This window comes from Mycobacterium yunnanensis, assembly GCF_025823185.1.
GTDB classification, from domain to species: domain Bacteria; phylum Actinomycetota; class Actinomycetes; order Mycobacteriales; family Mycobacteriaceae; genus Mycobacterium; species Mycobacterium yunnanensis.
In genome coordinates, this window is the sequence record NZ_JACKVK010000004.1 from 348822 (window position 1) to 363248 (window position 14427).

Consider the following 14427-nt stretch of genomic DNA (forward strand, 5'->3'; position numbering starts at 1 on the left):
AGTGCTACGCCGGCGTCTCGGTGAACGTCACGACCGGGATCCGACGCCCGCCCGCCCGCCGCTCGTAGTCGGCGTAGTTGGGCACGAACTGCTTGGCAAGGGCGAACAGTCGATCGCGCTCGGTGCCGGTTGCGTCCTCGGCGAGGAAGGTGCCGGTGTAGCCGCGTGACGACAACGTGACGCGAGGATGAGCCACGACGTTGTGATACCAGGCCGGGTGACGCTCACCGCCGTAATTGGAGGCGATGGTGACGACCCGGCCCCCGTCGGTGAAGTAGGTCAACGGGGTGCTGCGACGGTTGCCCGTCTTGGCGCCGGTGTGGGTCAGCAGCACCTCGGGGAGTACGAGCGACAACGAGACGTGTCCGCGGGTCAGTCGGATCACCGCGCGGTCGACGCGCCAGCCGTACCGTTTGAGGAACCGGCGCGCGGGCTCGGTGCCCATCAGCTTGGCGCCGGCCGTGAACAGCGGTGACGGCGCCGTCGGCTCGACCTCGGGAATGCCCATGACCGGTGACGCTAGCGCAATCGTGCGGTCGCGCGATGCGGACCGCCATCGGGCTCGTGACCTTGCGGCGTGGTCGGCAAAGGTGTCGTAAACGTCAGAATTGTGACGTGAACACGGCGGTTTGGCGCGGTGGCATAGGTGCATGCGTGTGGAATGACCGCACGACCGCAGCGCATCGTGGTGACCGGCGCGTCGGGCAACGTCGGCGCGGGAGTGCTTCGCGCGCTCGCCCGGTCCGAACCGACCGCCGAACTGGTCGGCGTCTGCCGCCGGCCCCCCTCGCGAGGTGAGCTCTACCGCGGCGTCCACTGGCACGCCGTCGACCTCTCCTCGGCGAGCGCGGCCGCGGACCTGGCACCGGCGCTGCGGGGTGCCGACGTGGTCATCCACCTTGCGTTGGCCATTCTGCCGGTCGACGACGAGGCGTACCTGTACCGGGCCAACGTCCTTGGGACGCAAGCGGTTCTGGACGCAATGCTGGCCGCGGGGATTCGACAGCTGGTGTACGCGTCGAGCCTGGGAATCTACGGCCCCGGGGTGGGTGTGCCGGTTTCCGAGACGTGGCCGACCACCGGTCAGCCCACGTCGACCTACAGCAGGCACAAGATCCTGGTGGAAACCATGCTCGACGAATTCGAGCGCAAGCATCCGTACGTCGTGGTCGCTAGGTTCCGGCCGACGGTCGTGGTGCAGCGCGAAGCGGCGTCGGAGCTTCGGTCGGTCTACGTGGGCCCGTCGGTCCCGCGGGTGGCTTTCGAGCTCCTTCATCGCCGGCTCCTGCCGGTGCTGCCGCTGCCGGCCGGTCTCGCGCTGCAATTCGTCCACGCCGACGACGTCGGAGACGCGGCAGTGCGTTTGATGCAACGACGCGCACGCGGCTCCTTCAACGTGGCCGCCGACGCGTTGGACGCACGGGGCATCGCAGGGTTGGCGGGTGCGCGCCCCGTCGAAGTACGACCCGAGCTCGTGCGACGCGCCGTCAGCGCGCTACACCGAATGCGCGTGGTGGCGGTGACACCCGGTTGGTACGACGTGGCGACCCGGTCGCCCCTGATGGACACCACGAAGGCTCGCGACGAATTGGACTGGCGCCCAACGTGGTCCTCGGCGGATGCGGCGCGTGAATTGATCGACGGCTTAGCCCACGGCGTGGTGGGACCCAGCCCCGCGATGGGTTCGACGGAGGGACGACGAATGACGAAGACGAAGACGGTCGAGCGCATACACGACACGACGCTGGCGCTGTGGTGCCTCGTGGCGATCGCGCGCGCCGGGCGACCGGGGCCACCGGGGCCGCTGCACGGCGCCGTCATCGCGGCCAATCTGCTCTCGGGAACACCTGCGGCGCTGGCCCGGGTGCGCCAACGACGTCGCGACCCGCTCGCCTTGGCGGCGCCACCCGCGGTGGGAGCGGCGGTGTTGGCCAGCCTTCGTGGCGGTCGCAGCGCCGCGGCGGTCGCCGTCGCCCTCGGTCTTCTCGGAATGGCCGAGCGTCGCCGTGCCACTCGGGTAGTCAGTCGATGACCGCCAGCGTGCACGCGGGCCAACCCAGGGTCGTGGTGATCACCGGAGCGTCCAGCGGCATCGGCCGGGAGACGGCATTGCGCTACGCCGCGCGGCACGATCTCCTCGTGGTGGCGGCCCGCACCGAGAGCATGCTGCTCGAGGTGGCCGAGGAGTGCCTCGCCGCCGGTGCCAGGAACGTGGTGGTACACCCGACCGACATCGGCGACGCTGACGCGGTGCAGCGACTGTTCGACGTGGCCCTCGAGTCCTTTGGCCGCGTCGACGTGGCTGTGCAGTGTGCGGCCGTCACCGCGTTCGGCAGATTCGAAGACGTACCCGCCGAGGTGTTCGAGAGGATCATCCGCACCAACCTCATCGGGGCGGCCAACGTGGCACGGTGCGCACTGGGCCACTTCCAGGGCCGCGGCGACGGGCATCTGGTCCTGGTCGGATCTCTACTCGGCCGAGTCGCGGTGCCATACCAATCTGCCTACGTGGCAAGCAAATTCGCCCTCAACGGGCTCGTTCGATCGCTGCGCCAGGAGAATCGGAGCATGCCAGGGGTGCGCGTGCACGGCATCTATCCGGGCCCGGTGGACACACCCGTGTACGGCACTTCCGTCAACTACCTGGAGCAAACGCCACGCGTACCGCCCAGCGCCGATGCGCCGGCGACCGTCGCCAGGGCGATCGTGGGGGAGACCGACCACGACCGCTCCACCGAGCGCTACGTCGGGTGGGTCAACGTGCCCGCCATCGTCGCCTACCACGTGGTGCCGGGAGTCTTCGACGCTCTGGTCGGTCCGTTGGTGCGGGCAACACTTTTCACGACGACGCGGGGTCACTCGCGTCCACGGCGACGGTTGCCGTGGCGCACCGTCGGTCAGCTCTGGTGCCGAACCGCCCCGTGACGTTGCCGAGGGGTGCGGCCGACGACGGCGCTCAGGGAGTCGGGCCGGCCGAAGTGGAAGCCCTGTCCGTAACGGCAGCCGAGTCGGCGCACGGTGTCAGCCGACGCCTCGGTCTCGATGCCCTCGGCGATCACGTCGAGTCCCAGACCGTCGCAGATGCCGATCAGCGACCGGTACAGCGTGGGGTCGTTGGCGACCCACGCGGTTAGGCTCCGGTCCAGCTTGATGACGTTCACCGGCAACTCGTGCAGGTACCGCAGGGAGTTGTAGCCGGTGCCGAAGTCGTCGAGTGCCACCCGAATGCCCCAGTGCTGCAGGCGTCGTATCGCCGCAGCGGCGTCACCGAGATCCTTCACCGCTTCGGTCTCGGTGATTTCGAAGACCAGTCGACCCGGCGGGATTCGGTGGGTGGTGAGCGCCTCGCTCACCGCGGCCTCGAACTCCACGTCACCGAGTCGTGCCGCTCCGATGTTGACGTGAACGGTGAGTTCCGCTGACACGTCGGCGATGTCGGCGCACACCGCGTTGACCACCATGACGTCCAGCACGCGGCCAAGCCCGGCTTGCTCGGCCGAGGGGACGAACAGGCTAGGTTCGACGTCGCTACCGTCGGATGCCTTCCACCGAGCCAGAGCCTCGAGCGCGACCACGGTTTCGTCGTCGAGTCTGACCACGGGTTGGTACACCATGCAGAAACCGATGGGTCTGTCGCCAAGTGCCGAGCGCAGCGCGCTGGTGAAGTCGGGCACGTCACCGATCGACGGGCGGTAGATGACCACGGCGTCCTTGCCGGTGCGCTTGCCGGCATACATGGACCCATCGGCCCGGCCGAGCAACACGTCACCGTCGAGGAAGGGCTCGTCGAGGTCGGGCAGCACCACACCCATGCTCACGCGCAGCAAGACGGGCACCTCGTCGACGAGGACCGGTGTCCTCAGCGCGGTGCGAATACGGCTCACCAGGTCGGTCGCCGTCACCGCCGCCCCTTCGACCAGGATCGCGAACTCGTCGCCACCGATGCGCGCCACGGTATCCCTGGGTTCGGCGACCTCGTGCAGGCGTCGCCCCACCTCCTGGAGCACTCGATCTCCGGCGGGGTGCCCGAATCGGTCGTTGACTTCCTTGAAGTCGTCGACGTCGACGAGGATCAATGCCATCGCCCGGCGATGTGCGATGGCGTCGTCGAGCCGACTTGCGAAGCTCAACCGGTTCGACAGTCCGGTGAGGGAGTCGTGGTAGGCCAGGTGCAACAGCAACCTCTGGTCGGCATACACGCGATCGATCAGTGAGCGGTTCTGAAGGACGGTCAGCAACTGGCGAACCACCACCAGCAGCACCACGAGAAGCCCGGTCGACGTGGCCACCACGCCGAGTGGGGGACCGACCATCAGCCGAGCGGCGACGACCAGTCCGACGGCGAGCAGAGCGGCATACGGCAGGCCAAGGGCCCACCAGTCGGCGTGACCGACGGGCCGCACCACCCTCGTGCCGCCGGAGGCCCGCTCGAGTGCCGCGAACGCGATGAGCAGCGGCCCGATGACGTAGCCAGAGTTCTCGAGGGGCTTCATCGTGCTGGCGTTCGCGGCGACCAAGTAGGCGTACACGCTGTCGGACAGCGCGAGTGCCACGATGCCTGCGGTCAGGAAGAGGAACGCGGTGCGGTCGGACTCGCGTACGCGGCCGAAGACGACGGCCAACACCGCGACCGAGACCATGACGAGGTCGGTCACCGGGTAGGCGACGGCCACGACCAGGGTGACCCGGTTCGGTGCGCCGGCGGTGACGACCGGGCCGAGCGCACCAAGCCAGCTGAGGAAGAACAGCGACGCGGTCACGATCAGACCGTCGAGCATCAGTCCCGCCGTGAAATGGTGCCCTTGGGCGCCACCGTCGTCACCGGTGGACTTAGCCGCACCCGCGATGGTGAACAACGCAGCCAGTCCGAAGGGCACGTAGAGCAGGAACCCGGCGTCCGCCAACGACGGACTTGGCAAACCTCGACCGTCGACGACTTGGTACCAGGCCCAGAGCGCCACGCCCGTCGTCCACGTGGCCATGCCGACGGCGACCAAGAGCCGCCAATGTCGGCGCACGCCGGTCTCTCTCGCACCCCAGATCAACGCCGACAGCGTGGCCGCAGCACCGGCGCTGAATTGCATCGCATTGTCCACGACGTCGGTCGTCGTCTCATTCCACCGCGCAGTGGCGTTCACCAGCACCAGCGCACCGGCGGCGACGAGGATGCCCACCTGCCAGCGCCTGGCCCGCGGCGTGCTCACCTCACCCACGCGGTGCCGCGTTTGCTGACGACGCCATGTCCGGACCACCTCACTACCCTGCCATGACCATCGCCATTTCGATCGATCAACGCCTCTCGCTGGGCGAGAACGGACGATTCCGACACGACGCAGAGCGCGCGAGTCGGACGGTCAGGCACTGCCAGGACGTTGCGACTTCCCGCCGGTGGTGACGCGGCGACGGTCGTCATGGGGCTACCGGACAGTCACGCGGACGCTCTTTTGGCAATCACGGAGGAGGCCGGACCAGGTACGACTAGCTTGTCACCATGCCCAACCCCTTCGTGCCGCGCGAACTGTTCGGTCAGGCCGTCGGTGCAGCTCGAGTGAGCCTCGACGTCTACAGCTGGACCGGTAAACGGATCATCGACACGCTGAGGCATGGGCTCGACTCCTTGGAGGGCAAGACCGCGGAGACTCCGCCCGACTCCGACTCGGCGAGCGAGCCGCCTGCGCCGGTCGCGCAAGGGCAACCCGCCACCAGCGGGCTGGGCGGAAAGCTGCACGACCTGCTGGATCGTTCCCTGGAGCAGAACACCCGGGAGAGTCGCGCCGAGCTCTTCCATCACCTACTCGACCAACTCGTCGCCGATGAGGCGCGGATCTTGGGCGCGCTGTCGGACGGGTCGTCGTCGCCGATGGTCAACGTGTACAGCTGGGGGCAACCGCGCCAGTCCGGCCGCGCGCTCTTGGAGAACGCGTCGCTGATCGGTCGAAGCGCCAATGTCGCGTTGCCGGAGCTCGTTCCGCACTACATCGGTCATCTCCTGGCGTTGAACCTGGTCGAAACCAAGCCCGAAGATCCCAGCCTGGAGACCGAGTACGAGTTGTTGATGGCCGAGTCGTCGGTACTGGCGGCGGTCAAGAACGGGGGACGGGGTCCGATTCCGGCGAAGGTCGAGCGGATGGCGGTGGCCATCTCCCCCTTGGGCTCGGAGTTCTGGGCTGCCGCCACCGGGGAATCGCCCGACGAATGACGACCACCACGCTGGCCATGGCTAGCTGGAGTGAGATCACCCACGACGTCAAGGCCTACTGGTGGATCTATCTGTCGATGCCGCTGATCGCCGCGTTCGTGGGGTGGAGCACCAAGATCGTCGTGGTGGAGATGCTCTACCGACCAAAGGACTTCAAGGGCATCGGCGTCATCGGTTGGCAGGGCATCGTGCCCCGCCGCGCGGGCAAGGTGGGCTCCACGACCATCGAATTGCTCACCGCCAAGCTGCTCAAACCAGAAGAGCTGCTCGACCGCTTCGACATCGACGAGGCCCTCGACCGCCTGCACGGTCCGCTCGCTTCGGCGGTCGAGGAGATCTCCCGCGACCTCGCCGAACAGGTCCGACCAGGTCTCTGGGACAGCATGCCCGAGCTTGGTCGCCGGGCCGTGCAAGATCGCATTGCCGCGCAGCTGCCCGAACTCACCACCCACTTGATCGACGAGATCAAGTCCGACCTGCCGCGCTACCTCGACGTCCAGTTCCTGGCGGTCACGACCCTGGTGCGCAACAAGGAGAAGCTCGTCAGGTTGATGCGGGGCGTCGGCGACGACGCGATGGCGTTCGTACGGCGCAGCGGCATCTACTTCGGTTTCGCGATCGGGATCGTCCAGATGGTGGCGTGGGCCCTGTTTCAGAACCCGTGGATCATGCCTGCATTCGGATTCGCCGTAGGATTCCTCAGCGACTACATCGCCCTCAACATGCTCTTCCGCCCCATCCATCCGCAGAAGATATTGGGCTTGTTCACCTTTCAAGGCCTGTTGCACGCGCAACGCGACACGATCACGCGCAAGTACGCCAAGATCCTGGCCGAGGACCTGTTCGCCCCCGAGATGCTGTTGGACGCCCTCGTCACCGGCCCTGGGGCCGACAAGTTGTTCGCGTTGGTCGCCCGGGAGATCGAGACCGCCATGGACAAGCAGGCCGGAGGGGTGGCGGCCCCGATCGTCGCACTGACCATCGGCACCAAGCGGTACCGGGCGATGAAGGACCGAGTGGTGGCGTTGGTGTTCGAGAGGGTGCCGTCGACTCTGTCGCAGGCTCAGGACTACGCCGCCGAGGTGATCGACCTGGAGCACACCATCATCGACAAGATGAGCCAGCTGACCAATGAGGAGTACGAGTCGATCCTGCGGCCGATCTTCAAGGACGACGAGCCGTTGATGATTGCCGTCGGTGCGATCCTCGGTGGCGTCGTCGGCGAATTACAGGTTCAAATCATCGAATTGGTGACCCACTGATGACCCCGGCGATCCGGGGTGTCGAAGACGAGGTCGACGATCGACGATCGACGTCGTTCGGCCCTCGAACAGCTGATTGAATGGTGCCCGTGTCGACAGTCATGCCCGGTCCACGACCGCAGCCCATCACCGATGTGAGTCCGACGAATTCGCAGTCGGATGGTTCGGTCGACGCTGGATCGCAGTGGGCCCAGTTCGACGGACTGGACAGCACCGTGTGGAGCAGTCTGAACCAGTTGAGTCGCGCGTTGCGCGTACCCGAAGCCAGCCTGCACGACACGCTGGTGGCCATCTTGCAGGGTGCCCTGGACCTCCTCCAGGGGGCGGCCCACGGTGCGGGCGTCAACCTTCTGGTCAAGGGCCAGTTCCGTCCGCAAGCGGTGCTCGGCGAGGCGCCCCCGTTGCTCGACGAGTTGCAGCGACGCACCGGTACCGGTCCGTGCATCGAAGCCTCTGAGAGGCAATGTCGCATCGAGATCACCGACACCAACACCGAGAGCAGATGGCCCGAATTCACCTCCCGGGCGGTGGCCATGGGGGTGAAATCGATGCTGTGCGTTCCCTTGTGGGTCCAGGACCACCGATTGGGCTCGCTCAGCCTCTACGGCTCGAGACCGCATGCGCTCGGCGGCACGGCGATCAACCTCGCGGACCTGTACGCCACCCACGCGGCGCTGGCCCTCGGCGATGCGCAACGCACCGAGAGTCTGCGTCGAGCGTTGTCCAACCGCGACACGATCGGCCAAGCCAAGGGAATCTTGATGCACTCCCGCAAACTCTCCGCCCAGGATGCCTTCGAATTGCTGGTCGCAGCCTCCCAGCGGCTCAACCGAAAACTCGTCGAGGTTGCCCAGGAAGTCGCCGACACCGGCGCGCTGCCCGCCGGGCTTGGGTAGAGCCGAACCCGGGGGGTCCTGGCGGTACCCGTACTGACGGGGTCTCCGCAGCGAGCGCACGAGTGCCTAGCGTGTCGAGGAGAGATGCCGGCGCCGCCGTCGTCTCCTTCCAGAAGGGTGACACGTGACGGACGGCCAATTCTCAACGCAGGCAGAGCTATTCGACCTGAGCGGCAAGTGTGCTCTGGTCACCGGTGGAACCAGGGGCATCGGCATGATGATCGCCCGCGGGCTGTTGCAAGCCGGAGCGCGCGTCACCATCAGCGCCCGCGACGCCGACGCCTGCGCAGCCGCCCAGGAACGACTGTCCGCCTACGGTGACGTGCGCGCGGTCCCGGCAGATCTGTCCCGGCACGACGAATGCGGGCGACTGGCTGGCGTCGTGACGGCGACCGGCAGCATCGACGTCCTGGTCAACAACGCTGGCGCGATGTGGGACGAGGCGTTGGAGACGTTCCCGGACGCCGCGTGGGACACGGTCCTCGACCTCAACGTCAAGTCGCCGTTCTGGTTGGTGCAGGAGCTGCTTCCGACCCTCCGAAGTGCGGGAACGGCCGAGGACCCCTCGCGGATCGTCAACATCGGCAGCATCGCCGCCATCCACGTCCCCAACCGGCCCAACTATTCGTACTCCAGTAGCAAGGCCGCGCTGCATCAGCTCACCCGAGTGCTCGCCAAGGAACTGGGCCCTCGACACATCACGGTGAACGCGGTGGCGCCCGGGCCGTTTCCCTCGGCGATGATGGCGGCAACGCTCGACGAGTTCGGTGAGGCCATCGCGGCGTCGGCCCCGCTGCGTCGGATCGGCCGGGCCGACGACATGGCGGGCGTCGCCGTGTTCCTCGCCAGCCGCGCAGGGGCGTACCTGACGGGCGCCGTCATCCCCGTCGACGGCGGGATCGCGACCACCGCCTGATCCGAGGGCCGGGGTCGGGGGTACCGGCGGTACCTCCCGTGGCGCGTCGTGCGGGCCTACGGTGGGTGAATGACCGCCACGCTCGACCTGCGTTTCGAAATCCGCGAGTTCCTGAGGTCGCGCCGTGCCCGGGTCACCCCTCAGACCGCAGGACTGCCCGCCTACGGCGGGCAACGCCGAGTCGAGGGTCTGCGTCGCGAGGAGGTTGCCATGCTCGCGGGTGTCTCCGTCGACTACTACGTGCGCATGGAACGGGGCGGCCTGGCCGGCGCCTCGGACGACGTGCTCGACGCTCTGGGGAGGGCGTTGCGCCTCTCCGCCGACGAGCACGAGCATCTCTTTCATCTCGCGCGCCAGTCGCGTCTGCCCGGTGGTCCACGTCAGCGCACGCCGGTTGCGGCGGTACGTCCAGCGCTACAGCAGGTACTCGACGCGATCACCGGTGCGCCGGCGGTGGTCCGCAACGGGCGCCACGACGTGCTCGCGATGAATCGGCCTGGTCGCGCGCTGTTTTCACCAATATTCGCCGACCATCGGCGACCGGCGAATGCGGCGCGGTTCGTCTACACGTGTCCCACGGAGGCCGAGGCGTTCTTCGTCGACTACGACCGTGCGGCGACGAATGCGGCTGCGGTGTTGCGCATGGAGGTGGGCTGCAATCCCCACGATGAGGAGCTCATTGCCTTGGTGGGCGAATTGTCGTCCTGCAGTGAACGCTTTCGGCGCGAATGGGCATCGCGGGACGTGCGGTTGCACGGCCATGGGAGCAAGCGTCTCAATCATCCGGTGGTGGGTCGACTCGACCTGGACTTCGAATCGATGGTCCTACCTACTGATCCGGGGCTTCATCTGAACGTCTACACCGCACCCGCGGGAGGGCCCACTGCCGACGATTTAGCCCGCTTGGCGACGTGGGCCAGCGAGCAGCCGTGGTGACCACCTTCACCTCCCGCGTGACGCGATGCATCGGCCTGGGAATCCTGTGACCACCAGCGCTCCGTCGGCCGGTCGGCTGTGGAATTGCTGTGCCGGAAAGCTCGGGTAGAGCGCTCCCCACTCGACGGCCGCACGAGTCCGACGGGCGTCGGCGACCGGGTAGGCCGTAGCACCGACATCGCAATGTCATTGACGTCGACACCGGCCCAATGACGAGGATCCGCGGCTGTCGACCGGGCAGCTTCCTTCGCCGTGATCACGTTTTGCTGAACGCCGATTCGTCGTTGGCGGTAACCTACGACCCGTGGGCCGACGACTGACCTTCGCTCTCCGCGACCGTCGACCCATCTCCAAGCGATGATGCGTCGTGGCGCATTGGCCTGACCGTCTGAGGGACGACATGATCAACGATATCCACGATCCTGGTACGCCGTTGCGAAGTTCTGGTGCGGCAACACTTCTCATCGGGCAGCGGGTGCGTGCGGGCCGTGAGGACGACTATCTGGCCTGGCAAGGGAAGGTTGGTGCTGCGGCGGGTCGGTACCCCGGTTTTCGGGGTGTGGAGCTGCGGGAGCCGGCTGACGGTCAGTCCGATTGGGTGGTGGTGTATCACTTCGATTCGGTGGCCACCATGCAGACGTGGCTCAACAGCGCCACACGCCAGGAGTTCCTCGATCGCGGTGCGGACCTGTTCGACGGTCCCGGCACCCAGCAGGTAATCGCGCAGGAGGGCCGGGTCGACGACTCCTTGGTGACGGTGGTGGTCAGTCACCGCGTCGACGCCGAGCAGGTGGCCGAGTTCTTGGCCTGGCAGGAGGAGATCCGCGCCGCTGAGGCGACGTTCGCGGGGTTCCGAGGGTCGGACCTTGGTGACGGTGGTGGTCAGTCACCGCGTCGACGCCGAGCAGGTGGCCGAGTTCTTGGCCTGGCAGGAGGAGATCCGCGCCGCTGAGGCGACGTTCGCGGGGTTCCGAGGGTCGGAGATCTTCCGTCCCGTCGAGGGGGTGCAGGAGGAGTGGACCATCTCGTACAAGTTCGACGACGCCGAGCATCTGGATGCGTGGTTGACCTCGGAGGTGCGTCAGCGGTTGTTGTCCGATGAGCGTTTCGCCGATTTCTCGTTGCGTCGCATCGATCATTCGTTTGGCACGTGGTTTGACTACGGCGACACCGATGCCCCGCCGCCGTCGGATTTCAAGACCTCCATTGCGGTGTGGATGGGGCTCTATCCGACGGTGGTGATCTTGACCTTGCTGACCGCGCCTTTGGGTATGCCGCTGTGGTTGGGCATGTTGGTGGGCAACCTGTTGTCGAGTTTCGTGATGAGTTATGTGGTGATGCCGTTCTACGGGAACCCGATCTTGCGGTTCTGGATGTCACCGGGCAAGGACGCTCGTCAACCGTTGACCAACCTGGCGGGCTTCGCGTTGGTGTTGGCGATCAACGCCGCATGGGCCATCCTGTTCTATCTCGTCACCACCAAGTTCTGGACCCTGCCATGACCAACGCTCCCGCACCGCCTCGTCACCTCCTCGCCATCCTGCTGTGCGTCATCCCGCTGAGTCAGATCCCGCTTGACGTGTACACCCCGGCGCTCCCTCAGATGGTCGTCGACCTGGGATCCACACCGGCCGCACTGCAAGGCACCGTCACCGTCTACATGCTGGGCTTGGCCGTCGGGTTCATTCCGGTGGGGGTGATGGCCGACGCATGGGGTCGCAAGCGCGTGCTTCTGGCGTCCCTCGTGGTGGTGGTCGCCACCAGCGTCCTGTGCGCCGTCGCTCCAAACGTGGGTTTCCTCCTGGCGGTCCGCTTCCTTCAGGGGCTCGCGGCGTGTGCGTGCATGGTGCTGTCGTATGCCGTTGCGGCGGACTCCTTTCGCGGTCCCAAGCTGACTTCGGTGTCCGGCATTCTGGGTGCGGCGTGGGGCTTGGCCCCGGTTATCGCGCCCGCCGTCGGCGGCGTGTTGGTGCAGTACACGACGTGGCGGATGGTGTTCGGGTTGGTGGCCGTCCTGGCCGCCGCGGTCGCCGTCCTCGTCGCGACCGCGCTGCCCGAGACCCTGGCGCCAACGAATCGCACGCCCATAGCCGTGCGCGCCACGTCGCAGGCCGTGGCGCACACCATGCGTAACCCGGTGTTCGGTTGTTTCGTGCTGGTCTTTGGGCTCATGGCCTCCACGCAACTAGCCTTTGGCGTTGCGGGACCGTTCCTGTATCAGGCTGGACTCGGTTTCGCGCCCGCCGCCTATGGGGCAATCGCGCTGGCGGTCGGAGCGGCGAACCTGTTGGGCGAGTTGGCGTGTGGGTACTTCGCGGTACGCATCAGCACGAGGAAGCTCGCCTGCGGTGCGCTGGCAGCGTTCGCGTTGGGCACGGCGGTGCTGCTGGTGTCCGCGCTGACGATTGGTCTCGACGCGTGGGCTCTGACGATCGGTGCGGCGTTGGCACTGGCGGGCTGCGGCGTGCTGTGCCCTCAGATGTACGGGTTGGCCCTCGGGCTGTTCACCAAGAACCTCGGGTTGGTGGGCGGAATCGCCAGCGCCGGCTGCTATTTGATCGTGAGTGTGGCATTGGCGGCCGTGGGCGCCCTGCCCGAGAACGACCAAAGTACGTTGGGCTGGCTGTATGTCGTGTGCGGCGCGGCCGCCTTCGTGCTCCTCATCTGGGCGACGGCCGAGCGCCGTGCCCGCCATTCGCAGCTAGAGTCACCACCACCGATCAGGGAGCAGAGTTCATGACGCAGGTTCATTTTGGTCACGTCTTCCACGTCGCGGGCACTGCGTTGGTGACCGAGGCTGCCGCGGCGTTGGTGTCGATCCCTGATGGTGCGTTGGTCGTCGACGACGACGGTGTGATCGTGTTCTGCGGCCAACGAGACTCGCTGCCAGAGGAATACGCGTCTGTGCCGGTCAACGATCATCGTGGTGGGTTCTTGTTGCCGGGTTTCGTCGACACTCACGTGCACTTCCCGCAGACCTACGCTGGTGACTCCTACGGTGGGGGCCAGTTGTTGGAGTGGCTCAACCTTTGCATCTTCCCCTCGGAAGCCAAGTTCGCTGATCCTGAGTTCGCCGCGCGGGCGGCGGTGGAGTTCTGCAACCGGCGCATCGCCGTCGGGACGACTGCGGCGATGGTGTTCGGGTCGGCGTTCCCGCATGCGCAGGATTCGTTGTTCGAACGNACCCGGGAGGCTGGGTTGCGNGTGGTCAGTGGTCGGGGGATTCAGACTGTGGGTGGGGAGACCGCGCAGCCGTTGATCACCTCCGAGGAGGAGGCGGTTCGGTTGACGCGTGCGGAGATCGAGAAGTGGCACGCCGCGGACACCGNGTGGTCAGTGGTCGGGGGATTCAGACTGTGGGTGGGGAGACCGCGCAGCCGTTGATCACCTCCGAGGAGGAGGCGGTTCGGTTGACGCGTGCGGAGATCGAGAAGTGGCACGCCGCGGACACCGGGGACGTGGCCACGGCGTTGTTGCACGTGGCGATCGTGCCGCGGTTTGCGTTGTCGGTGACCACCGAGACGTTGCGCAATCTTGGTGAGCTCTACGACGAGGTCAAGGGGCGTGGGGTGTATGTGCACAGTCACCTCAACGAGAATGATCGTCCCGGTACTGGTGAGGTNGACACGACCAAGCAGGTCTANCAGGTGAAGTCGTATCTGGACACCTATGACGGGAAGTTCCTGCCCGGGTCGCAGGTNGGCGGGAAGAGTTTGTTGGGTAGGCGGACCATCTTGGCGCATTGCGTGCATTGTCAGGATGTCGAGTTGGAGCGGATGGCCGAGACGGGGACGTCGATTTCGCATTGTCCGGTGTCGCANTTGTTCTTGGGGTCGGGGACGATGCCGTGGACGCGGACGGTGGCCTCGGGGGTGAACATCTCTTCGGGCACNGATTTTGGTGGGGGGGATGAGTGGTTGATTCCCCGGGTGTTGGGGGATGCGTTCAAGCAGCACATCACCGAGCCGGGGGAGGCTGGGGTGTCGATGCATCCGGCGGAGATGTTGTTCATGGGGACCTTGGCTGGTGCGCGTGCTCTGGACATGGAGGACCGGTTCGGTAATTTCGACGTCGGCAAGGAGGCCGACTTCGTGGTGGTGGAGCCGGCGGATGCGTTGAAGGGGTTGTTGGACAACGCCTATCGTGCTGATGATGCCGACCTGGCTCGTGATCAGACGTTGTTCGCCCTGCTGATGGGTCTGCGCGAGAGCTCCATCG

General features: G+C 66.4%; 10 protein-coding genes and 4 pseudogenes. 12 read left to right on the forward strand and 2 right to left on the reverse strand.

Features of this window, described 5'->3' with window-relative positions; all coding sequences use genetic code 11:
* Nucleotides 1–4 precede the first annotated feature (4 nt).
* Complete coding sequence (locus tag H7K45_RS07100; RefSeq protein WP_263995068.1) at nt 5–508, reverse strand: nitroreductase family deazaflavin-dependent oxidoreductase; 504 nt, start codon at nt 506–508, stop codon at nt 5–7.
* A 153-nt stretch (nt 509–661) separates the two neighbouring features.
* Here H7K45_RS07100 and H7K45_RS07105 point away from each other — a divergent pair, with 153 nt between their 5' ends.
* Both H7K45_RS07105 and H7K45_RS07110 read left to right on the forward strand, forming a co-directional pair.
* Entirely contained in the window at nt 662–2032 is a 1371-nt protein-coding gene (locus tag H7K45_RS07105; RefSeq protein WP_263995069.1) for an NAD-dependent epimerase/dehydratase family protein, read from the forward strand.
* Nucleotides 2029–2925 (forward strand): SDR family NAD(P)-dependent oxidoreductase, encoded by an 897-nt coding sequence (locus H7K45_RS07110; protein WP_263995070.1) that lies wholly within the window; start codon nt 2029–2031, stop codon nt 2923–2925. The genes H7K45_RS07105 and H7K45_RS07110 overlap by 4 nt, the downstream gene beginning before the upstream one ends.
* Here the strand turns inward: H7K45_RS07110 and H7K45_RS31440 are convergent.
* Nucleotides 2898–5213 carry a putative bifunctional diguanylate cyclase/phosphodiesterase gene (locus H7K45_RS31440; protein ID WP_263995071.1) on the reverse strand — a complete coding sequence of 772 codons (2316 nt, stop codon included), beginning with the start codon at nt 5211–5213 and terminating at the stop codon, nt 2898–2900. The two genes, H7K45_RS07110 and H7K45_RS31440, sit on opposite strands and share 28 nt — an antisense overlap.
* 278 nt (nt 5214–5491) lie before the next feature.
* On the opposite strand from H7K45_RS31440, the gene H7K45_RS07120 reads away from it, so the two are divergent.
* The 10 genes and pseudogenes from H7K45_RS07120 to H7K45_RS07165 all read left to right on the forward strand — a co-directional run.
* Entirely contained in the window at nt 5492–6199 is a 708-nt protein-coding gene (locus tag H7K45_RS07120; protein WP_263995072.1) for an Abi-alpha family protein, read from the forward strand.
* Nucleotides 6196–7461 (forward strand): DUF445 domain-containing protein, encoded by a 1266-nt coding sequence (locus tag H7K45_RS07125; RefSeq protein WP_263995073.1) that lies wholly within the window; start codon nt 6196–6198, stop codon nt 7459–7461. The genes H7K45_RS07120 and H7K45_RS07125 overlap by 4 nt, the downstream gene beginning before the upstream one ends.
* 89 nt (nt 7462–7550) lie before the next feature.
* Complete coding sequence (locus H7K45_RS07130) at nt 7551–8357, forward strand: GAF and ANTAR domain-containing protein (RefSeq protein ID WP_263995074.1); 807 nt, start codon at nt 7551–7553, stop codon at nt 8355–8357.
* Nucleotides 8358–8481: 124 nt separating this feature from the next.
* A complete protein-coding gene (locus tag H7K45_RS07135) occupies nt 8482–9273 on the forward strand; it encodes an SDR family oxidoreductase (protein WP_263995075.1) in 792 nt (263 codons plus the stop codon).
* 69 nt (nt 9274–9342) lie between these two features.
* On the forward strand, nt 9343–10209 hold the full coding sequence (locus H7K45_RS07140) for a helix-turn-helix domain-containing protein (RefSeq protein ID WP_263995076.1): 867 nt from the start codon (nt 9343–9345) through the stop codon (nt 10207–10209).
* Between the two features lie 400 nt (nt 10210–10609).
* Nucleotides 10610–10933, forward strand: a pseudogene (locus H7K45_RS31660) (antibiotic biosynthesis monooxygenase); the annotation flags it as partial.
* A 120-nt stretch (nt 10934–11053) separates the two neighbouring features.
* Nucleotides 11054–11711, forward strand: a pseudogene (locus tag H7K45_RS07150) (antibiotic biosynthesis monooxygenase); the annotation flags it as partial.
* Complete coding sequence (locus tag H7K45_RS07155) at nt 11708–12949, forward strand: multidrug effflux MFS transporter (RefSeq protein WP_263995078.1); 1242 nt, start codon at nt 11708–11710, stop codon at nt 12947–12949. The pseudogene H7K45_RS07150 and the gene H7K45_RS07155, both read left to right, overlap by 4 nt.
* Nucleotides 12946–13506, forward strand: a pseudogene (locus H7K45_RS07160) (amidohydrolase family protein); the annotation flags it as partial. The gene H7K45_RS07155 and the pseudogene H7K45_RS07160, both read left to right, overlap by 4 nt.
* A gap of 125 nt (nt 13507–13631) precedes the next feature.
* Nucleotides 13632–14427, forward strand: a pseudogene (locus tag H7K45_RS07165) (amidohydrolase family protein); the annotation flags it as partial.

Coding starts and splice junctions, on each gene's coding strand:
- H7K45_RS07120 (WP_263995072.1), top strand. CDS start 5,492: ATGCCCAACCCCTTCGTGCCGCGCGAACTGTTCGGTCAGGCCGTCGGT.
- H7K45_RS07125 (WP_263995073.1), top strand. CDS start 6,196: ATGACGACCACCACGCTGGCCATGGCTAGCTGGAGTGAGATCACCCAC.
- H7K45_RS07105 (WP_263995069.1), top strand. CDS start 662: ATGACCGCACGACCGCAGCGCATCGTGGTGACCGGCGCGTCGGGCAAC.
- H7K45_RS07110 (WP_263995070.1), top strand. CDS start 2,029: ATGACCGCCAGCGTGCACGCGGGCCAACCCAGGGTCGTGGTGATCACC.
- H7K45_RS07140 (WP_263995076.1), top strand. CDS start 9,343: ATGACCGCCACGCTCGACCTGCGTTTCGAAATCCGCGAGTTCCTGAGG.
- H7K45_RS07155 (WP_263995078.1), top strand. CDS start 11,708: ATGACCAACGCTCCCGCACCGCCTCGTCACCTCCTCGCCATCCTGCTG.
- H7K45_RS07100 (WP_263995068.1), bottom strand. CDS start 508: ATGGGCATTCCCGAGGTCGAGCCGACGGCGCCGTCACCGCTGTTCACG.